Source organism: Pseudomonas sp. HS6 (assembly GCF_023375815.1).
In the GTDB taxonomy this organism is placed as follows: domain Bacteria; phylum Pseudomonadota; class Gammaproteobacteria; order Pseudomonadales; family Pseudomonadaceae; genus Aquipseudomonas.
On record NZ_CP067412.1, the window covers coordinates 2,590,016 to 2,614,235 of the forward strand.

Annotated in this window: 2 protein-coding genes (1 of these 2 only partly in view); both read left to right on the forward strand. The window is 63.6% G+C overall.

Features of this window, described 5'->3' with window-relative positions:
- A complete protein-coding gene (locus tag JJN09_RS11940; protein ID WP_249490301.1) occupies nt 1-16,278 on the forward strand; it encodes a non-ribosomal peptide synthetase in 16,278 nt (5,425 codons plus the stop codon).
- Nucleotides 16,275-24,220, forward strand: partial view of a non-ribosomal peptide synthetase gene (locus JJN09_RS11945; protein WP_249490302.1) — the 5' portion only. The gene runs 6,703 nt beyond the window's last position; the window shows 7,946 of its 14,649 coding nt (coding positions 1-7,946); it begins with the start codon at nt 16,275-16,277; the stop codon falls past the right edge of the window. The genes JJN09_RS11940 and JJN09_RS11945 overlap by 4 nt, the downstream gene beginning before the upstream one ends.

The following is a 24,220-nucleotide window of genomic DNA, read 5'->3' on the forward strand; positions in this document are numbered from 1 at the left end:
ATGCAATTTCGCGAGCTGATGGCTGTTATTTCCACCCATGCGATCCGCCTTCAACAGGACGATGAAGACCTGGTCATTCTGGGCAACGACGACGCGCTGGACGACGCGTTGTGGGACAGCCTCGCCAAGCACAAGGCGCAATTGCTGGAACTGGTGGCGAGCCACGGCGGCGACTGGTCGAGCCCGGCGCTACGCATCACCCCGGACATGTTGCCGCTGGTGAAACTGGATCAGCCGGCCATCGACCGCATCGTCGCCACCGTGCCGGGTGGCGTAGCGAATGTGCAGGACATCTATCCGCTGGCACCGTTGCAGGAGGGCATGCTGTATCTGCACCTCGCGGCCGGCGAAGGCGATCTGTATGTGCAACAGGCGCAGTTCACCTTCGCCAATCTCCAGCGCCTCGACGCATTTGCCCAGGCGTTGCAATGGGTGATCGACCGTCACGACATTCTGCGCACTTCGTTTGTCTGGGAGCGTCTGGACGAGCCGGTGCAAGTGGTCTGGCGCCAGGCGCCGCTGGTCTGCGAAGAGGTGCAGCTCGACACCTCCACGGATGTGTTCAGTCAGTTGCAGGCGCGTTATGACGCCCGTCACTTGCGCCTCGATCTGCAACAGGCGCCGTTGCTGCGCTTGGTCTATGCACGGGATCCGGCGCAGGGTCGGATCGTCGCGTTGTTGCTGTTCCATCACATGATCATCGACCACGTTGCACTGGACGTGGTGCGCCGGGAAATCCAGGCCTGGCTGCAAGGGCAGACGGAGCAGGTCGCGCCAGCGGTGCCGTTTCGCAATCACCTGGCGCGGGCGCGCATGGCCCTTGATGAGCAGGCCCACGAAGCATTCTTCCGCGAGATGCTCGGCGACATCGACGAGCCGACGTTGCCTTGGGGATTGCAAGATGTTCAGGGCGGCGGACAGGGTTTCGAAGACGCACAACTGACGCTCAGCGACGCACTGAACCTGCGACTGCGCACGCAGGCGCGGCAACTCGGTGTGAGCGTGGCGAGCCTGATGCACCTGGCGCTGGCGCGGGTGTTGGGCCAGTCGTCCGGGCGCACCTCGGTGGTATTCGGCACCGTGTTGCTGGGGCGGATGGAGGCGGGCGACGGCGGCGAGCAGGCGCTGGGCATGTTCATCAATACCTTGCCGCTGCGGGTCGATGTCGGCGCGCAAAGCGTCCACGACGGCGTGCTCGCCACGCACCGACGGCTGAGCGCCTTGCTTGCCCACGAACAGGCCTCGCTGGCGCTGGCCCAGCGTTGCAGTGCGTTGAATGCGCAGACGCCGTTGTTCAGCGCCATGCTCAATTACCGTCACAGTGCTGTCGGTGACGTTGCCGAGGTGATCGAACTGGCCCCCGGCGTCCAGGTCCTGAGTGGCAAGGAGCCGACCAACTATCCGCTGACCCTGAGTGTCGATGACCTAGGCAGTGGTTTCCGACTGTCCGCTATCGCCCCGACCGGTATCGGTGCCGAGCGGGTCTGCGGCTATGTGCAAACTGCACTCGATGCCTTGCTGGATGCTCTGGAACAGTCGCCCGAGACACTGATCAACCAGTTGCCGATTTTGCCGGAGCACGAGCGGCAGCAATTGCTGGTGGGCTTCAATGACAGCCGCGTCGAGTTCGATCTGGAACAGACCGTTCATAGCCTGTTCGAGGCTCAGGTCGAGCGCACGCCGCAGGCCATCGCGTTGCAGGCCGATGAACAATCACTGACGTATGTTGAGCTCAATGTGCGGGCCAATCGCCTGGCTCACCGGTTGCGTGAACTGGGTGTCGGGCCGGATTCGCCGGTGGCGATCTGCGTCGAACGCGGACCTGAACTGGTGATCGGTCTTTTGGGTATTCTCAAGGCGGGTGGCGCTTATGTGCCGCTGGATCCGGCGTACCCGGCAGAACGCCTGAATTACATGCTCAAGGACAGCGCCCCGGTGGTGCTGCTGGCGCACGGCGCTACCCGGGCGATGTTCGAGGCGGGCGGCGTGCCGTTGCTCGATTTCGATCAGGACCACTGGCAGGACTACTCCGAGCACAATCCTCAGGTGCCGGGCCTGAACGCTTCGAACCTGGCCTACGTGATCTACACCTCGGGCTCCACCGGCACGCCGAAAGGGGTGATGGTCGAGCACCGTGGCCTGGGCAATCTGATTCATTGGAGTTCGCAGGTGTGCCCGCCCGTGGCGGACGGCGCCCTGTTGCAGAAAACCCCTTACAGTTTCGACGCATCGGTCTGGGAGCTGTTCTGGCCACTGACCGCTGGCCTGCGACTGGTGCTGGCGCGTCCCGATGCACACTTTGAACCGGCGTATCTGACGCAGGCGGTTCGCGAGCAGCGCATCAGCGTGATCCAGTTCGTCCCGGCGTTGCTGCAACAGTTCCTCGACGTGGAAGACGTCAGCCAATGCACCAGCCTCACGGATGTTTTCTGTGGCGGCGGCGAGCTGACGCCAGCGTTGGCCCGTCAAGTGCGCGAGCGTCTGCCGCAGGTGCGGTTGCATAACGTTTACGGTCCGACCGAAACCACGGTCGACGCCACGGTGTGGACGCTGGAACCGTCGATGCCGGTGCCAGAGGCGCTGTTGCCAATCGGCCGGCCGGTCAGCAATACCCGTTTGTACATTCTCGATGAGCAGTTGCAACCATTGCCGCTGGGTGTGGTCGGCGAGCTGTACATCGGTGGCGTGCAGGTGGCGCGTGGATACCTGAATCTTGCGTCGCTCACCGCCGAGCGTTTCCTCGACGATCCGTTCAGCGATCAGCCGAACGCGCGGCTGTACCGCACCGGCGACCTGTGCCGCTATCGGGCGGACGGCAACCTCGAATACCTCGGTCGCAATGACGATCAGGTAAAGATTCGCGGCTTGCGTATCGAGCTCGGGGAAATCCAGGCACGGCTGATTCAACTCGACACCGTGCTCGCTGCCGAAGTGCTGGTGCGCGCAGACGTGGCCGGCGATCCACGGCTGGTGGCGTACTACACCGGTGAGCCGTTGGACATCGGCGAACTGCGTGGCCATCTGCTGGAGCAGTTGCCGGATTACATGGTGCCGACGGCGTTCGTCCATCTCGACGCCATGCCCCTGAGCCCCAACGGCAAACTCGACCGCAAGGCCTTGCCGGCGCCGGATCAAAGCGGCCAGTTGCTGCGCGGGTACGAGGCGCCGGTCGGCGAGGTGGAATGCCGAATCGCCGAGATCTGGCAGACCCTGCTGAACGTCGAGCAGGTCGGGCGCCACGACAATTTCTTCGAACTGGGCGGCCATTCCTTGCTGGCGGTGAAACTGGTGGAGCGCATGCGCCAGCAGGAATTGAGCTGCGACGTGCGGGTTCTGTTCGGTCGGCCAACCGTAGCGGGACTGGCGGCAACCCTGGGCGCGTCGTCCAGCGTTCAAGTGCCGGTCAATCGCATCACCCCTGATTGCCAACACATCACGCCAGACATGCTGCCCCTGGCTTCGCTGGATCAGGCCGGCATCGACCGGGTGGTGGAAAGCGTCCCCGGCGGGGTCGCCAATGTGCAGGACATCTACGCCCTGGCGCCGTTGCAGGCAGGGATTCTGTATCACCACATGGCGGCAACGGCGGGCGACCCTTACGTGTTACAGGCGCAGTTCGTGTTTGACGGGATCAAGTCGATCAAGGCGTTCGTACGCGCCGTCAACGTGGTGATCGCGCGCCACGATATCCTGCGTTCAAGCGTGGTCTGGGAAGGCCTCGAAGAGCCGGTGCAAGTGGTCTGGCGGGCGGCGCCACTGGCGCTTGAGCGAGTAGATCACGAGGCACTGGAAGGTGATGTGCTGCAACAGATGCAGGCGCGTTTCGACCCGCGTCACTATCGCCTGAACCTGGGCCGCGCACCAATGATGCGTTTTGCCTACACCGAAGATCCGCAGCAACAACGCTGGGTCGGCATTCTGTTGATGCACCACCTGATGCTCGATCACACCGCGCTGGAAGTGCTGGTGACCGAGATGAACAGTGTGCTGCACGGCCACGCGGCCGAACTGGCGACCCCGGTGCAGTACCGCAACTATGTGGCACAGGCACGGCTCGGCGCGGATACCGAGGCGCACGAAGGGTTTTTCCGCGACATGCTCGGCGACATCGACGAGCCGACCCTGGCGTTCGGCGTGCAGGACGTGCACGGCGACGGCAGCGCGGTGGTCGATAGCCAACTCACGCTGGACACTGCGCTGGCCTTGCGTCTGCGTGAGCAGGCGCGGCGGCTCGGCATCAGCGTGGCGAGTCTGGCGCACCAGGCCTGGGCGCAGGTACTTGCGCAGATCAGCGGCCGGGACGAGGTGGTGTTCGGCACGGTGTTGCTGGGCCGGATGCAGGGCGGCGAGGGCGCCGACCGGGCGTTGGGCCTGTTCATCAACACCTTGCCACTGCGGGTCAGCGTGACCGCCACGCCAGTGCGCGACAGTGTGCTCGCCACCCATGAACGGCTGGCGCAATTGCTCGCGCATGAACAAGCGTCACTGGCATTGGCCCAGCGTTGCAGCGGGGTTTCGGGGGCGTTGCCGCTGTTCGGCACGTTGCTCAACTATCGCCACAGCGCACCGCAGGCTGCCGGCCTGACGCTGGACGGCATTGAGTTGCTCAGTTCCCGTGAGCGCAGCAATTATCCGCTGGTGGTCAGCGTCGATGACCTTGGCGAAGGTTTGCGTCTGAGCGTGCAAGCGGTGCCGGGCATCGACGGTGCGCGGATCTGCGAGTACATCAATGTTGCCTTCGACAGTCTGGTACAGGCGCTGGAGCAGACGCCGCAACTGGGTGTCGATCAGTTGTCGATTTTGCCGCCGGATGAGCGTCGGGAGTTGCTGGTCGGGTTCAATGCCACTGAGCGGGAATATCCGTCAGGTTCGACGGTTCATCGTCTGTTTGAACAGCAGGTGAAACTGCATCCGCAAGCCGTGGCGGCGGTGCATGGCCACACAGTGCTGACGTATGAGGAACTGAATCAACGGGCCAACCGACTGGCCCACCATCTGATCGGGCAGGGCGTGCAGCCGGGCGATCATGTGGCGATCCTGCTGCCGCGGTCGCTGGATCTGCTGGTCGCGCAACTGGCCATCGGCAAGTGCGCGGCGGCTTATGTGCCGCTGGACATCAACGCACCGGCCGAGCGTCAGGCGTTCATGGTCGAGGATTGCGGGGCGAAAGCGCTGCTGACTTTCAGCACTGAAACGGTTAATTACACCGAACGCCGGATCGATCTGGATGCGCTGCCGTTGGACGCGCAACCGACGCACAACCCGGACCTGTCGCAGTCTTCGGAATCCGTGGCCTACATCATGTACACCTCCGGTTCCACCGGCACACCGAAAGGGGTGATGGTGCCGCACCGGGCTATCGGCCGGTTGGTGATCAACAACGGCTACGCCGATTTCAACCCGCAGGACCGCGTGGCGTTTGCGTCCAACCCGGCATTCGACGCCAGTACCATGGACGTCTGGGGGCCACTGCTCAACGGTGGGCGCGTGGTGATCATCGATCACGCGACCTTGCTTGATCCGCATGCATTCGGACAGGAATTGGCGGCTTCGGGCGCAACGATCCTGTTCGTCACCACCGCGCTGTTCAACCAGTACGTACAGCTGATCCCCGAAGCCCTCAAAGGCTTGCGCATGGTGCTGTGCGGTGGTGAGCGCGCCGATCCGGCCGCGTTCCGCCGCCTGCTGGCAGAGGCGCCCAACCTGCGCATCGTCCACTGCTACGGCCCGACCGAAACCACTACGTACGCCACAACCTTCGAAGTGCGCGAAGTGGAAGAAACAGCCGACAGCGTGCCGATTGGCGGACCGATCTCCAACACCCAGGTCTATGTACTCGATGCCCGTCAGCAACCTGTGCCGATGGGCGTGACCGGCGAGTTGTACATCGGCGGCCGGGGCGTGGCGCTGGGCTATTTGAATCGCCCGGACCTGACCGCCGAAAAATTCCTGCAAGACCCGTTTGGCGATCAGCCGGGAGCGCTGCTGTATCGCACCGGCGACCTCGCACGCTGGCTGGCACCGGGACAACTGGAATGCATCGGCCGTAACGACGATCAGGTGAAGATTCGCGGTTTCCGTATCGAACTGGGGGAAATCGAAAACCGCCTGCTGAACTGTGAGGGAGTGAAGGAAGCCATCGTGCTGGCCCGTCAGGACGGCCAGGAACCGTTGCGTCTGGTGGCTTATTTCTCCTCCGAAGAGGGCGTGGACAGCACCAGCCTGCGCGAACAATTGCAAGCGCGCCTACCGGAATACATGGTGCCGTCGGCCTGGGTGCAGCTCGACGCTTTGCCGTTGAACAACAACGGCAAGGTCGACCGCAAGGCCTTGCCGCTGCCGGATCCGAGCGCCTGGCTCAGCCAGGCATACGAAGCCCCGCAAGGTTCGGTGGAAATCGCGCTGGCACAGATCTGGGCAGACGTACTGAAGCTGGAAAAGGTCGGTCGCCACGACAACTTCTTCGAACTGGGTGGCCATTCACTGCTGGCGGTGAGCCTGATCGAACGCCTGCGCCGGATCGGCCTGAGCACCGACGTGCGCGTGCTCTTCAGCCAGCCAACCCTCGCAGCGCTGGCGGCAGCGGTGGGCAGCGGTCGCGAAATCGAAGTGCCGGCCAATCGCATTCCTGCCGATTGCACCCACATCACCCCGGACCTGTTGAGCCTCACCGAACTGGATCAGGTCGGCATCGACCGGATCGTCGCCACGGTGCCGGGCGGCGCCACCAACGTGCAGGACATTTATCCGCTGGCACCGTTGCAGGAAGGCATCCTTTATCACCACTTGAGCGCGGAGCAGGGCGACCCCTACCTGCTGCAATCGCGTCTGGCCTTCGACAGCGTCGAGCGTCTGCGCACCTTCACCGACACCTTGCAGCAGGTCATCGCACGCCACGACATCCTGCGCACCAGCGTTGTCCACGAAGGCCTGGCAAACCCTCATCAAGTGGTGTGGCGTCATGCGGAACTGGTAGTGCAACACGTAGCGCTGGACCCGACGCAGGGCGACATCCTCGAACAGTTGCACGAGCGCTTCGATGCCCGTCACTACCGCCTCGACATCAGCCAGGCGCCGCTGTTGCGCATGGTATTTGCCGAAGACCCGAAACAACAACGCGTGGTGGCGATCCTGCTATCCCATCACCTGATCCTCGATCACACCGCGCTGGAGGTGATCGTCGAAGAAATGCGCGATGTGATGTTCGGTGAGATCGACCACCTTTCGGCGCCGGTCCCCTATCGCAACTACGTCGCCCAAGCTCGCCTGGGACTCAGCGAGCAGGAACACGAAGCGTTTTTCCGCGAGATGCTCGGCGACATCGACGAGCCGACGCTGCCACTCGGTCTGCGGGACGTGCAGGGCGACGGTCACGGCGTTGAGGAAGCGCTGCAACCGGTAGCAGCCGAACTCAACGGGCGTCTGCGTGAACAGGCGCGGCAACTCGGCGTGAGCGCCGCCAGCCTGATGCATCTGGCCTGGGCGCAGGTGCTGGGCGTGCTGTCGAACCGCCGCGATGTGGTGTTCGGCACGGTGATGATGGGGCGGATGCAGGGTGGCGATGGCGCCGATCGGGCGCTGGGGGTGTTCATCAACACTTTGCCGCTGCGCATCGATGTCGGCGCGGGTGCGCGCGATGGGGTCAAGGCGACCCACGCACGACTGACTGCGCTGCTCGGGCATGAACACGCTTCGCTGGCGCTGGCTCAGCGTTGCAGTGGTGTCGCGGCATCGTCGCCGTTGTTCAGTGCCTTGTTCAACTACCGTCACAGTGCTCCCGCGCAGCTGTCGCAGAACGGGCAGGGTATTTGGGAGGGTGTGCAGAAACTCGGTGGTGAAGAGCGAACCAACTATCCCCTGACCCTGAGCGTGGACGATCTGGGCGAAGGGTTTGTCTTGTCGGTTCTGGCGGTCAGCCAGATCGGCGCACAACGGATTTGCAGTTACATGCACACCGCGCTGGAGCAACTGGTGCAGGCGCTGGAGCAGACACCGCAAAAGCCGCTGAACCGATTGCCGATCCTTTCGACCGCTGAACTGGAACGTCTGGTCGAGGGCTTCAATCCGCCGGTTACGGCCTATCCCCGTGGCGCGACTATTCATGCAATGGTCGAGGTTCAGGCCGAGCGCAATCCGAATGCCCTCGCCGTGATTCAAGGCACACAACAGCTGACCTACGGCCAACTCAATCAGCGCGCCAACCAACTGGCTCATCACCTGATCGGCCTCGGCGTGCAACCGGACGACCGCGTTGCACTCTGCGTGCGTCGCGGGCCGCAGATGCTGGTCGGATTGCTGGCGATTCTCAAGGCCGGCGCCGGTTATGTGCCGGTCGATCCCGCGCATCCGGTAGAACGCGTTGCCTACCTGTTGCAGGACAGCGATCCGGTGGCCGTGCTGGCCCAGGCTTCGACCCGGGATTTGCTGGGCATGATGCCGGTGATCGATCTGGACAGCGACGCATGGCAACACCTGCCCGACAGCAATCCCCAACTGCCGTATCTGACCCCGGCGCACCTGGCCTACGTGATCTATACCTCAGGTTCCACCGGCCAGCCGAAGGGCGTAATGGTCGAACACTCGACCCTGGAAAACCTTGTGCACTGGCACGCCGAAGCCTTCGACCTGCACGCCGGCAGCCACACCGCCAGCGTTGCCGGTTTCGGTTTCGATGCGATGGCCTGGGAAGTCTGGCCGGCGCTGTGCGTCGGCGCGACCCTGCACCTGCCGCCGGAATCGGTGAGCAACGAGCATCTGGACGAACTGCTCGACTGGTGGCGAGCGCAGCCGTTGCAAGTCAGCTTCCTGCCGACTCCGGTGGCCGAATACGCCTTCAGCCGCGAGTTGCAACACCCGACCCTGCGTACCTTGCTGATCGGCGGGGACAAGCTGCGTCAGTTCAACTGCGAACAGACTTTCGCGGTGATTAACAACTACGGCCCGACCGAAGCAACGGTGGTCGCCACGTCTGGGCCTGTCGAAGTCGGTCAACCGCTGCACATCGGCCGGCCGATTGCCAACGTCCGCATCTTTCTGCTCGACGACCAACAACGTCCGGTGCCGGTGGGTGTCACGGGCGAGTTGTATGTGGCCGGCGCCGGTGTGGCGCGGGGTTACCTGAACCGTCCCGATCTGACCGCCGAACGCTTCCTCACTGATCCGTTCAGCGACCAGCCGCAGGCGCGGATGTACCGCACCGGCGACCTCGCACGCTGGCGGGCGGACGGCAATATCGAATACCTGGGCCGCAACGACGATCAGGTGAAATTACGCGGTGTGCGAGTCGAACTGGGAGAAATCGAAGCGGCGCTGGCCAGCCATCCGGCGGTGCAGGACGCGGTGGCGCTGGTGCGCGACGGGCAGTTGCTGGTGTGGTTCACAGAGCGTGCGCCGGCCGATATCGAAGCCCTGCGCAATCATCTGCAAACCCGATTGCCGCAAGCGCTGATCCCGGCGGCATATGTGCGGCTCGACACGTTGCCGCTGACTGCCAACGGCAAACTCGACCGCAAGGCCTTGCCGGAACCGGATCAGAACGCCTGGCTCAGCCGCGAATATGAAGCCCCGCAAGGCCCGGTGGAAACCGCGCTGGCGCAGATCTGGGCCGATGTTCTGAAGCTGGAAAAAGTCGGTCGCCACGACAACTTCTTCGAACTGGGCGGTCATTCGCTGCTGGCCGTGAGCCTGATCGAACGCCTGCGCCAGATCGGCCTGAACACCGACGTGCGTGTGCTCTTCAGCCAGCCAACGCTGGCAGCATTGGCCGCAGCGGTAGGCAGCGGTCGCGAAATCGAAGTGCCGGCCAACCGCATTCCTGCTGATTGCACTCGCATCACCCCGGACCTGCTGAGCCTGGCCGAACTGGATCAGCCGAGCATCGATCGGATCGTCGCCAGCGTGCCGGGCGGCACCGCCAACGTGCAGGACATTTATCCGCTGGCACCGTTGCAGGAAGGCATCCTTTATCACCATTTGAGCGCGGAGCAGGGCGACCCGTACCTGTTGCAATCGCGGCTGGCCTTCGACAGCGTCGAGCGTGTGGAAACGTTCGCGGCGGCGCTGCGTCAGGTCATTGAGCGCCATGACATCCTGCGCACGGCGGTGATCTGGCAGGAACTGGCCGAACCGATGCAAGTGGTGTGGCGTCACGTCGAGCTGCCGGTGCAGGAAATCGTGCTTGATCCGGCGGATGGCGACGTCCTCGAGCAGTTGCACGAGCGTTTCGATGCCCGTCACTACCGCCTCGACATCAGTCAGGCACCGTTGCTGCGCCTGGTGTATGCCCGTGATCCGGCCCACGACCGGGTGGTTGCAATGTTGCTGTTCCACCATGTTGTGATGGATCACACCGCGCTGGACGTGGTGCAGCACGAAATGCTCGCTTGCCTGCAGGGACGCGAAGCCTCGCAGGGCGCGGCCGTGCCTTACCGCAACTACGTGGCGCAGGCGCGTCTGGGTGTCAGCGAGCAGGAGCACGAAGCGTTCTTCCGCGACATGCTCGGTGACATCGACGAGCCGACCCTGCCGTTCGGCATGCAGGATGTGCAAGGTGACGGTCGTGACATCGAAGAAACACAACAAGCCCTGACCGAAGCGACCGGTCAGCGTCTGCGCAGCGTGGCCCGGCAACTGGGCATCAGCGTGGCAAGCCTGTTCCACCTCGCGTGGGCGCAGGTGCTGGCCGCGACGTCCGGACAGGAACGCGTGGTGTTCGGCACGGTGCTGATGGGCCGGATGCAGGGCGGCGAGGGGGCCGACCGGGCGTTGGGGATGTTCATCAACACCTTGCCGCTGCGGGTCGATCTGGGGGAAACCCCGGTGCGTGAAGGGGCTCGGGCGACGCATGCGCGGCTCAGCGCTCTGCTCGGCCATGAACCCGCGTCACTGGCGTTGGCCCAGCGTTGCAGCGGCGTGGCCGCGCCGTCACCGCTGTTCAGTTCGATGCTCAACTACCGGCACAGCGCCGACGAAGCGCAACAGCAAAGCGTGCGTCAGGCCTGGCAAGGCATCGAGACACTGAGCAGTGAAGAACGCACCAACTATCCGCTGAGTCTGGGCGTCGATGATCTGGGCAGCGGTTTTGTCCTCACCGCCATGACCCCGGCATGCATCGGTTCGCAGCGGATTTGCGACTACATGCACACCGCGCTGGAGACACTGGCGGATGCTCTGGAACAGGCACCGGATCAGCCGCTGAATCGCTTGCCGATCCTTGAAGGCGCAGAACGCCAACAAGTGCTTTACGACCTTAACGTCACCGGCACCGCAGACGATCTGCAGCAAACCGTTCACGCGCTGTTCGAAGCGCAGGTACAGCGCTCGCCACAGGCCATCGCGTTGCAGGCCGGTGAACAGCGGCTGACCTACGCCGAACTCAACGCACAGGCCAACCGTCTGGCCCATCACCTGCGCGAACTGGGCGTGGGGCCGGATGCGCGGGTAGCAATCTGCGTCGAGCGCGGGCTGGAACTGATGGTCGGTCTGCTCGGCATCCTCAAGGCCGGCGGTGCCTATGTGCCGCTGGACCCGGCGTATCCGGCAGAACGTCTGGATTACATGCTCAAGGACAGCGCGCCGTTGGCGGTGCTGGTTCATGGGGCGACCCGTGAGTTGCTGGGCGAGAGCACTGCACTGGTGATCGATCTGGATCAGGTTCACTGGACATTCAACCCGGATGACAATCCGCAAGTGCCGGGCCTAAGTGCTTCGAATCTGGCCTACGTGATTTACACCTCCGGTTCGACCGGGGCGCCGAAAGGCGTGATGGTCGAGCATCGTGGCGTCGGCAATTTGCTGCACTGGAGTTCGCAGCTGTGTCCCGCCGTGACGGACGGTGCCCTGTTGCAGAAAACCCCGTTCAGTTTCGATGCCTCGGTCTGGGAGCTGTTCTGGCCTTTGAGTGCCGGGCTGCGGTTGGTGCTGGCTCATCCTGATGGACACCGCGAGCCGGCGTATCTGGCGCAGGTGATTCGCGAGCAGCGGATCGGTGTGATCCAGTTCGTGCCGGTGCTGCTGCAACAGTTTCTTGAGCAGGACGACGTCAGCCAGTGCAGCAGTCTCACCGATGTGTTCTGTGGCGGCGGCGACCTGACCCCGGCGCTGGCTCGTCTGGTACGTGAGCGTCTGCCGCAAGTGCGCTTGCACAACGTTTACGGCCCGACCGAAGCCACGGTCGACAGCACGGTGTGGACGCTGGAGCCGTCGATGCCGGTGCCGGAAAGTGCGCTACCGATCGGACGGCCGATCAACAACACCCGTCTGTATGTACTGGATGCCGCCGAACGGCCGGTGCCGATGGGCGTCATCGGTCAGTTGTACATTGGCGGTGCCGGGGTTGCGCGGGGCTATCAGGGCCTGCCGCAATTGATGGCCGAACGGTTTATCCCGAGCCCGTTCGTGGCCGGCGATCGGCTGTACGCCACGGGCGACCTTGTGCGTTACCGCGCCGATGGCCAGCTCGAATTCATCGGGCGCAACGACTTCCAGGTCAAGCTACGTGGATTGCGCCTGGAGCCGGGTGAGATCGAAGCGCAACTGCTCAGCCATCCAGTCCTGCGTGAAACCGTGGTGCTGGTGCGTGAGGAGCGTCTGGTGGCGTACTTCACTTGGCATGCCGAAGTCGGGCAGCCGGGGATCGAGGCGCTGCGCGAACACTTGCTCGCACGCTTGCCGGACTACATGGTGCCGTCCGCGTTTGTCGCGCTCGACAGCCTGCCGCTGAGCCCCAACGGCAAAGTGGATCGCAAGGCGTTGCCGGCCCCCGGTGCCGAGTCGGTGCTGGTGCGTGAGTACGAGCCTCCCGTCGGCGAGACCGAAATCGCCCTGGCCCGGTTGTGGGCCGAGGTGCTGAAGGTAGAGCGTGTCGGACGCCACGATCACTTCTTTGAGCTGGGCGGCCATTCGCTGCTGGCGGTGAGCCTGATCGAGCGCATGCGTCAGATCGGCCTGAGCACCGACGTTCGTGTGCTGTTCAGTCAACCCACCCTGGCCGCACTGGCCGCCGCCGTGGGCAGCGGGCGTGAAATCGAAGTGCCGGCCAATCGCATCGCGGCCGGTTGCACCCGCATCACCCCGGACATGCTGACGCTGGTTTCTCTGGATCAGGCCGCCATTGAGCGCGTCGTCTCCAGCGTGCCGGGCGGCGCGGCCAACGTGCAGGACATCTATCCGCTGGCGCCGTTGCAGGAAGGCATTCTTTACCACCACTTGAGCGCGGGCGAAGGCGATCCCTACCTGCTGCAATCGCGGCTGGCGTTCGACAGCCTTGAACGTCTGCAGCGTTTCCGCGTGGCGCTGCAACACGTCATCGACCGCCATGACGTGCTGCGCACGGGCGTGGTGTGGGAAGGCTTGAGCGTGCCGGTGCAGGTCGTGTGGCGTCAGGCTGAACTCGTGGTGCAGGAGGCCTCGCTCGATCCTGTGGCCGGCGACATCCTTGAACAACTGCATGCCCGGTTCGATGCCCGGCATTACCGCCTCGACATCGCCCAGGCACCGTTGCTGCGTCTGGTGTATGCCCGTGATCCGGCCCGTGGCCGGGTGGTGGCGATGCTGCTGTTCCATCACATCGTGCTCGACCATACCGCGCTGGAAGTGGTGCGCCACGAAATGCAGGCGTACCTGCGCGGAGCCGACGAGCCGCTGCCTGCGGCGGTGCCGTATCGCAATTACGTGGCGCAGGCGCGTCTGGGCGTTACGGAGTCGGAGCATGAAGCGTTTTTCCGCGAAATGCTCGGCGACATCGACGAGCCGACCCTGCCGTTCAGCCTGCGCGATGTGCGCGGTGACGGGCGCGGCATCGAGGAAGTGCAGCAAGTTCTCGACAACGGCCTGAATCTGCGTCTGCGCAGTCAGGCGCGGCAGATGGGCATCAGCGTGGCCAGTCTGTTCCACCTTGCCTGGGCCCAGGTACTGGCGGCGACCTCCGGGCAGGACAACGTGGTGTTCGGCACTGTGCTGATGGGCCGGATGCAAGGCGGCCAGGGTGCTGACCGCGCACTGGGCATGTTCATCAATACCTTGCCGTTGCGGGTTGATCTGGGGGAGACCCCGGTGCGCGAAGCGGTCAAGGCGACGCATCAGCGTCTCACCGCGTTGCTGGGGCATGAGCATGCTTCGTTGGCACTGGCCCAGCGTTGCAGCGGGATTGCGGCGCCATCGCCGTTGTTCAGCGCGATGCTCAACTATCGACACAGCCACGGCGCCGAGCATTCGGACAGCGTGGTTCAGGCCTGGCAAGGCATCGAGACCCTGAGCAGCGAAGAACGCACCAACTACCCGCTGAGCCTGAACGTCGATGACCTGGGCAACGGTTTCTCGCTGATTGCCATGGTGCCTTCGGACATTAGTGCGCAACGGATTTGCGGCTACATGCAAACGGCGTTGATGGCGTTGGTGGAGGCGTTGGAACAGGCACCGACGCAGGCGATGAATCGCTTGCCGATTCTTGAGGGGGCGGAGCGGCAGCGGCTGTTGTTTGACTTCAATGCGACCGACGTCGGGTACGACCTTCAACAAAGCATCCATGGCCTGTTCGAGGCGCAGGTTTTGCGGTCACCGCAGGCTGTGGCGGTGCTTTCCGGTGAAGAGCGACTGAGTTATTCCGAACTGAACCAGCGGGCCAACCGTCTGGCGCATCACTTGCGCGGCTTGCGCGGCTTGGGCGTCGGCCCGGATGCGCGGGTGGCGATCTGCGTCGAGCGGGGGCTGGAGATGGTGGTCGGGTTGCTGGCGATTCTGAAGGCTGGCGGCGGTTATGTGCCGCTGGATCCGGCGTATCCGCTGGAGCGTCTGGCCTACATGCTGGAGGACAGCGCGCCGTCGGCAGTACTGGTGCAAGGCTCGACCCGCGCGTTGCTGGGTGAGGTGTCGGTGCCGGTGGTCGATCTGGATCACGACACCTGGCAATCGTTGTCGGCCGATAACCCTTCGGTCGATGGACTGACCCCGCAGCACACGGCCTACGTGATCTACACCTCGGGCTCCACCGGGCAGCCGAAAGGCGTGATCAACGAGCACAGTGGTGTGGTCAACCGTTTGCTGTGGATGCAGGACGCCTATCGCCTGACTGCTGAAGATTCAGTGCTTCAGAAAACCCCGTTCAGTTTTGACGTGTCGGTGTGGGAGTTCTTCTGGCCTCTGATGACCGGCGCGCGATTGGTCATGGCCCGTCCTGAAGGCCACAAAGATCCGCTGTACCTGAGCGAAGTCATCGAACGCGAACGCATCACCACGCTGCACTTCGTGCCGTCGATGCTCGACGTGTTCCTTGCCCATGGCGACACCACTCGTTGCAACGGTTTGCGTCAGGTGATGTGCAGCGGCGAAGCGTTGCCGGGCAGCTTGGTACGGCGCTTCAAGCAGCAATTGCCAAATAGTGGTTTGCACAATCTCTATGGCCCGACCGAAGCGGCAGTGGACGTCACGGCGTGGGATTGCGCCGGACCATTGGAGCAAACCCCGGACAACACGCCGATTGGCAAACCAATCGCCAACACCCGGATGTACATCCTCGATGCTCAGCAGCAACCGGTGCCGCAAGGTGTGGTCGGTGAGCTGTACATCGGCGGTGTGCAAGTGGCGCGGGGTTACCTGAACCGTCCTGAACTCAGCGCCGAACGTTTCCTTCAGGATCCATTCCAGCCGAACGGCCGGATGTACCGTACCGGCGACGTCGCCCGTTATCTGGCCGATGGCAACATCGAATACCTGGGCCGCAACGACGATCAGGTAAAGATCCGTGGTCTGCGCATTGAGCTCGGTGAAATCCAGTCACGCCTGACCGACATCGGCGGCGTGCAGGAGGCGGCAGTGCTGGCCCGCGAGGACGTGCCGGGAGACAAGCGACTGGTGGCTTATTACACCGGCGTCCGTCTGGAAATCGACGTGCTGCGGGGTCATTTACTCGAACACCTGCCGGATTACATGGTGCCCGCAGTGTTCGTGCATCTCGATGCACTGCCGCTGAGCCCCAACGGCAAGCTCGACCGCAAAGCCTTGCCGGTGCCGGATCAGGCTTCGGTCATCACTCGCGAATACGAAGCCCCGGTCGGCGAAGTGGAAATCCTCCTCGCCGGGCTCTGGGCCGAACTGCTCAACGTGGAGCGAGTAGGGCGCCACGACAACTTTTTTGAACTGGGCGGACACTCATTGCTGGCGGTCAGTCTGATCGGCCGGTTACGTCAGGAAGGCATGGAAGCCGAGGTCAGGGCGTTGTTCGAACAACCGACCCTGGCCGGTTACGCCGCAATTACGGAAAGAATGGAGATCGTCCTGTGAACGTGATCGAACTATTGGCAACACTCAAGGCTAAAGACATCCAGTTGGCGGTCACCGACGACCAGTTGCGCGTACAGGGCAACAAACAGGCCTTGAGCGACCCCGCTGTGCTGGCGCTGTTGCGCGAGCACAAACCGGCGCTGATCGAACTGATCAAGGCCGGGCAATATTCAGCCACCAAGAGCGGTCAGGTCGACGTGCCGGCCAATGGCATTGCACCCGGCACCACGCACATAACCCCGGCAATGCTGACCCTTGCCGAACTCGATCAGGCGATTATCGACCGTCTGGTCGCCGACGTGCCGGGTGGTGCTGCCAATGTGCAGGACATCTACCCGCTGGCGCCGTTGCAGGAAGGCATTCTTTACCATCACGTCAGCGCCACCCAGGGTGATCCGTACGTGATGCAGGCGCATTTCGCCTTTGCCGATCGCGGACGTTTGGACGCGTTCGTTCAGGCTTTGCAGGCCGTGATCGACCGCCACGACATCCTCCGTACGGCGGTAGTCTGGGAGGGGCTGAATACGCCGCAGCAAGTGGTCTGGCGTGAGGCCGAATTGCCGGTGGAAGAGATCGATGCCCAAGGCGAAGCGCTGGCGTATTTGCATGAACGTTTCGATGCCCGGGAATTCCGCATGGACGTGAGCCGGGCGCCGATGATGCGCCTGGCCCATGCGTGGGACGAAGCCGGACAACGAGTCGTCGCGACACTGCTGTTCCATCACATGGCGCTGGATCACTCGGCGCTTGATGTGGTGCGCCATGAAATGCGCGCGTTCCTCACCGGGCAAGGTGACCTGTTGGGGCGGCCGATCGCGTTCCGTGATTACGTGGCGCAGGCGCGACTGGGCGTCAGCGAAACCGAGCACGAGTTGTTCTTCCGCGCCATGCTCGGCGATATCGACGAGCCGACCTTGCCGTTCGGTTTGCAGGATGTACAGGGTGACGGCCACGGCATCACCGAGCTGAGCGTGCCGGTCGATCCGGACTTGGGCCAACGCCTGCGGGGGCAGGCGCGGCAGCTCGGAGTGAGTGCGGCCAGTCTTTTTCACCTGGCCTGGGCGCAGGTGCTGGCCACGCTCGCCGGCAAGCAGCGCGTGGTGTTCGGCACGGTGTTGATGGGCCGTCTGCAAGGCGCCGAAGCCACCGACCGGGCGCTGGGCATTTTCATCAACACCTTGCCGGTGCGGGTCGATGTCGACACCCAGAGCGTACGCAACGCCGTGCAGGCGACTCACGCGCGCCTGACCACCTTGATGCGTCATGAGCACGCGCCGCTGGCGCTGGCCCAGCGCTGCAGCAGCGTGGCGGCGCCGACGCCGCTGTTCAGCGTCTTGCTCAATTATCGCCACAGCCATGGCGCTGCTTCGGCCAGCGCACAAACCCTGTCGGCGTGGGAAGGCATCACCACCCTGCATTCGGAAGAACGCACCAATTATCCGCTGACCCTGAGCATCGATGACCTGGGCGATGCCTTCAGCCTGACCTTGCTCGCCACCACTGAAGTCGACCCGCAACGGGTATGCGATTACATGCTCGGTGCCCTGAACGGTCTGGTGTCCGCGCTGGAACAGGCGCCGGATTCACCGATCAGCCAAGTGCCGATCCTGCCGGACGCGGAGCGCGAGCAGATTCTGCGCGGCTTCAACGCCACCCGGGCCGACTACCCGCAAGGGCTGACCATTCACCAGCGTTTCGAGGCGCAAGTCATTGAAAGGCCGGAAGCGGTGGCGGCGGTGTTCCTTGGTGAGCAAGTGACCTATGCCGAGCTGAACCTGCACGCCAATGCCCTGGCCCATCATCTGATCAGCCTGGGCGTTCGTCCTGATGATCGTGTGGCCATCGTCGCCCGCCGGGGGCTGGATACGTTGGCCGGGCTGCTGGCGATTCTCAAGGCCGGGGCCGGTTACGTGCCGGTTGACCCGGCGCATCCGGCCGAGCGCTTGAGCTATCTGCTCAGCGATAGTGCCCCGGTGGTGGTACTGACCCAGATCGATCTACGCGATCGGCTCCCGGTGCTGGACGTCCCGGTGATCGACCTCGACCGCCGTACCTGGCCTCTGAGCCTGGCCCTCGATCCGCAGGTGCCGGGGCTGAGCACCGAGCATCTGGCGTACGTGATCTACACCTCGGGCTCGACCGGTCTGCCCAAGGGCGTGATGGTCGAACACCGCACCCTGTCCAACCTCGTTGACTGGCACTGTAGCGCGTTCGATCTGTGCGCCGGCCGTCACACCTCAAGCCTTGCCGGCTTCGGCTTCGACGCCATGGCCTGGGAAGTTTGGCCGGCGTTGTGTGCCGGTGCGACCCTGCACCTGGCCCCGACCCGCGACGGCAACGAGGACATCGACGCCTTGCTCGACTGGTGGCGCTCGCAGCCGCTGGACGTGAGCTTCTTGCCGACCCCGGTCGCCGAATACGCTTTCAGTCAGAACCTCGAACACCCGACTTTGCGCACGCTGTTGATCGGCGGCGATCGCCTGCGTCAGTTCAGCCGTCACCAGCATTTCGATGTGATCAACAACTACGGCCCGACCGAAGCCACGGTGGTGGCGACCTCGGGCAAGGTCGAAGCCGGGCAGACGCTGCACATCGGTCGGCCGGTGAGCAACGCCACGGTCTATCTGCTGGATGAACAGCAACGCCCAGTGCCCATCGGGGTGGCGGGGGAGTTGTATGTCGGTGGCGCCGGGGTTGCCCGGGGCTATCTGAATCGCCCGGAACTGACGGCCGAGCGCTTTCTCGACGATCCGTTCAACAGCGGGCGCATGTACCGCACCGGTGACCTGGCGCGCTGGCAGGAAGACGGCACCCTCGAATACCTGGGGCGCAACGACGATCAGGTGAAGATTCGCGGTGTGCGCATCGAGCTGGGCGAGATTGAAACCCGTCTCAACCAGCTTCCCGGTATTCAGGAAGCGGTATTGCTGGCCCGTGAAGACGAACCCGGTCAGCCGCGCCTCGTCGCCTATTACACCGAACAGGCCCAGGTCGAACCGCAACCGGTGGCTGAGCTGCGCGCCTGCCTGCTGGCGCAATTGCCCGAATACATGGTGCCGACGGCGTTCGTGCGGCTGGACGCGTTGCCGCTGACCGCCAACGGTAAGGTCGACCGCAAGGCGTTGCCGGCGCCGGATCGCGCGGCGCTGTTCACCCGTCATTACGAAACTCCACAGGGCGAACTGGAAGCTGCGCTGGCGCGGATCTGGGGTGAAGTGCTGCAGGTCGAGCGAGTTGGGCGGCGGGATCACTTTTTCGAACTCGGTGGCCACTCGTTGCTGGCGATGCGCATGGTGTCCCAGGTTCGCCAACGCCTGGGCGTGGAGCTGGCCCTGAGCGACTTGTTTGCCAATGCCGAGCTGTCAGCGGTCGCAGAAGTGCTGGCCCAGGCCGGGCGCAGTTCGCAACCGGCGATGGTGCCGGTGCCTCGTGACGGCGCGCTGCCGCTGTCGTTTGCCCAGCAACGGCTGTGGTTTTTGGCGCGGATGGAGGGGGTCAACACGGCCTACAACATTCCGCTGGGCTTGCGCTTGCGCGGTGATCTCGACGAGGCGGCGCTGCAACGGGCACTGGCACGGATCGTCGGACGTCACGAAACACTGCGCAGCCGTTTTGTCCCGCACAACGATGAGGTGCAGGTGATGATTGCAGCGGCCGACAGCGCAGTGCTGCTGCCGGTCGAGGATCTGCGTCAGCATCTCCACGCCGATGAAGCCTTGCAGGCGTTGATCCGTGAGCAGGCTTCGACCCCATTCGATCTGCAGCACGACTCATTGATTCGCGGGCGACTGGTGCGGTTGGCCGATGATCACTATGTGCTGCTGTTGACCCTGCACCACATCATCTCCGACGGCTGGTCGATGGGCGTGCTGACCCGTGAACTGATGGCGCTGTATCAGGCGTTCAGCCAGGGTGAGGCCGACCCGCTGCCCCCGCTGGCGCTGCAATATGCCGACTACGCGATCTGGCAACGCCGCTGGTTGAGCGGCGAAGTGCTGCAACGTCAGAGCGATTACTGGCAGCAAAATCTGGCCGGGGCCCCGACCTTGCTGGTGCTGCCGACTGACCGGCCGCGTCCGGCGCAACAGGATTACGCCGGCAGCAGCGTCGAGTTCCGGCTCGACGAACCGCTGAGCGCCGGGCTCAAGGCGCTGAGCCAGCGGCACGGCGTGACGATGTACATGACGATGGTGAGCGCCTGGGCACTGTTGCTCAGTCGCTTGTCCGGCCAGTCCGACGTCGTGGTAGGTTCGCCGATTGCCAACCGTGGCCGGGCGGAAATCGAAGGGCTGATCGGGTTATTCATCAATACCCTGGCCCTGCGGATCGACACGTCCGGCGGGCTCAGTGTCGAATCGTTGCTGGCCCGGGTGAAGGCGCTGACGTTGCTGGCCCAGGCCCATCAGGATCTGCCCTTCGAGCAGGTGGTGGAAGTCACCCGGCCGGCGCGCAGTCTTTCCCACAGTCCGTTTTTCCAGACCACCCTGAGCTGGGAAAGCAGCGTGGGACCGGATCTGGCGCTGGGTGATTTGGCGCTGGAAAGCGTGGCCGGTCCGGCTCAGTTTGCCAAATTCGACCTGTCGTTGACCCTCGGCGAAACCCGCGAGGGAATTCGCGGAGCGCTGGAATACGCCACGGCGTTGTTCGATGAATCGACGATCCAGCGTTATGTCGGCTACTTCGAGCAATTGCTGCGCGGGATGGTTGCCAACGATCAGGCGGAGCTGGAACAGCTCGATATGGTTCACGCTCACGAGCGTGAACAGTTGCTCGTCACATTCAACGACTCGCACGCTGAGTTTGTGTCGGGGCTGACCATTGCGCAGCGATTCGAGGCGCAAGTGATCGAGCGGCCCGAAGCGGTTGCGACGGTCAGTCAGGGGCAGGCGTTGACCTTTGCCGAGCTGAACCGACAGGCCAACACGTTGGCCCATCACCTGATTGGATTGGGTGTTCGCCCGGATGATCGCGTGGCCATCGTCGCCCGGCGCGGGCTCGACACAATGGTCGGGCTGGTGGCCATTCTCAAGGCCGGGGCCGGTTATGTGCCGGTGGATCCTGCGCATCCGGCGGAGCGTTTGCACTATCTGCTGAGCGACAGTGCGCCCGTGGCGGTGCTGTGCCTGAGTGATTTGCGTGAACGCTTGCCGGCGCTTGATGTGCCAGTGATCGATCTGGATTTGCATACATGGCCGGACACCGAAGTCGGCAATCCGCTGGTGCCAGGCCTGACCACAGAACACCTGGCCTACGTCATCTACACCTCGGGCTCCACCGGTTTGCCTAAAGGTGTGATGGTCGAACACTACACTTTGAGCAACCTCGTCGACTGGCACTGCAAAGCGTTCGATCTATGCGCCGGGCGCCACACCTCGAGCCTCGCCGGTTTCGGCTTCGACGCCATGGCCTGGGAAGTCTGGCCGGCCCTGTGCGCCGGCGCGACCCTGCACCTGGCGCCAGCCCGCGATGGCAGCGAAGACGTGGACGCTTTGCTCGACTGGTGGCGCGCACAACCGCTGGACGTGAGTTTCCTGCCGACACCGGTGGCCGAATACGCCTTCAGCCAGAACCTCGAACACCCGACCCTGCGCACACTGTTGATCGGTGGCGATCGCTTGCGTCAGTTCAACCGCCACCAATCCTTCGATGTGGTCAATAACTACGGTCCGACCGAGGCGACGGTGGTTGCAACCTCGGGCATTGTCGAAGCGGGGCAGGCGCTGCACATCGGCAAACCGATCGCCAACGCGGCGGTGTACCTGCTCGATGAACAGCACCGCCCGGTGCCCGTCGGCGTGGCGGGGGAGCTTTATGTGGGCGGCGCCGGCGTGGCCCGGGGTTACCTGAATCGTGCGGATCTGACCGAAGAACGCTTCCTGCGCGACCCGTTCAACCACGGGCGCATGTACCGAACCGGTGACCTGGCGCGCTGGCGCGCCGACGGCTCCATCGAGTATCTGGGACGCAACGACGATCAGGTGAAAATCCGTGGCGTGCGCGTCGAACTCGGCGAAATCGAAACCCGCCTCAATCATTTGCTCGGCATTCAGGAAGCAGTGCTGGTGGCCCGCGAAGACGAACCTGGCCAAGTGCGGCTGGTGGCGTATTTCACCGAACAGGCACAGGTCGAGCCTTTGGCCGTGGCCGAACTGCGGGCGCACCTGCTGACTCAGTTGCCCGAGTACATGGTGCCGGCGGCCTTCGTCAGACTCGACGCACTGCCGCTGACTGCCAATGGCAAGGTCGACCGCAAGGCCTTGCCGGTGCCGGATCGCAGCGCCTTGTTCACCCGCGACTATCAAGCACCGCAAGGTGAACTGGAAACCACCTTGGCGCAGATCTGGGCAGAAGTGCTGCAGGTCGAACAGGTCGGGCGTCAGGATCACTTTTTCGAACTGGGCGGTCACTCGTTGCTGGCGATGCGCATGCTGTCTCAGGTTCGACAGCGGCTGGGGGTGGAGCTGGCGCTTGCCGAGCTGTTCGCCAATGCCGAGCTTTCAGCGGTGGCCGAGGTGCTGGCCCAGGCCGGACGCTGCACGCAACCGGCGATCATGCCGGCGCCGCGTGACGGTACGCTGCCGTTGTCATTCGCCCAGCAACGGTTGTGGTTCATGGCGCAACTGGAAGGCGCCAACACCGCCTACAACATTCCCCTCGGCCTGCGCCTGCGCGGGCGTCTCGATGAAGCGGCCCTGCAACGGGCATTGGCGCGGATCGTCGAGCGTCATGAAACCCTGCGCAGCCGCTTTGCCCAGTTCAACGATGAAGCTCAGGTGCTGATCGCGCCGCTCGACAGCGGTGTGCTGCTGCGGGTCGAAGACTTGCGCCAGCACCCGCAGGCCGACGAAGCCTTGCAGGCTCTGATTCAGGGTGAAGCCTCGGGGCCGTTCGATTTGCAGGACGATCCGTTGATTCGCGGACGTCTGGTGCGATTGGCCGACGATCATCATGTGTTGCTGCTGACTCTGCACCACATCATCTCCGATGGCTGGTCGATGGGCGTCCTGACTCGCGAATTGATGGCGCTGTATCAGGCGTTCAGCCATGGCGAGGCCGATCCGCTGCCGCCGCTGGCGTTGCAGTACACCGATTACGCCGTTTGGCAGCGCCGCTGGTTGAGCGGTGAAGTCTTGCAGCGTCAGAGTGACTACTGGCAACAGGCACTGGCCGGTGCGCCGGCCTTGTTGATGCTGCCGACCGACCGTCCACGCCCGGCCCAACAGGAATACGCCGGCAGCAGTGTCGACGTGCGGCTGGACGAACGCTTGAGTGCCGGTCTCAAGGCGTTGTGTCAGCGGCACGGCGTGACGCCGTACATGGCAGTGATGAGCGCCTGGGCGATGTTGCTCAGTCGTTTGTCCGGTCAGTCGGACGTGGTGATCGGCTCGCCGGTCGCCAACCGTAATCGGGCGGAAATCGAAGGATTGATCGGGCTGTTTGTCAACACGCTTGCCGTGCGCATCGATACTTCCGGCGCGCTGAGCGTCGAGGCGCTGCTGGCGCAGCTCAAGGCCTGCACGCTGGAGGCGCAGGCCCATCAGGATTTGCCGTTCGAGCAAGTAGTGGAGATCACCCGGCCGGTGCGCAGCCTGTCCCACAGCCCGTTGTTCCAGACGTTGCTGAGCTGGGACAGCGGCAGCGGCGCGACGCTGGCCCTTGGTGACCTGACGCTGGAAGGCGTGGCCGAGCCGAGTCACTTCGCCAAGTTTGATCTGTCGCTGACATTGGGTGAGGCGCAAGGCGTGATCCGGGGTTCGCTGGAATACGCCACGGCGTTGTTCGATGAGTCGACAGTTCAGCGTTATGCCGCTTACTTGCAGCAGCTGTTGCAGGCCATGGTCAGTAATGATCAGGCGGTGCTGGAGCAGGTGGAGGTGCTGGCGGAGGATGAGCGTCGGCACTTGCTGCATGACTTCAATGCCACTGACGTTGATTACGATCT

What these genes read in the sequence shown, in the direction of transcription:
- JJN09_RS11940 (WP_249490301.1), top strand. Translation starts at nt 1, where the DNA reads ATGCAATTTCGCGAGCTGATGGCTGTTATTTCCACCCATGCGATCCGC.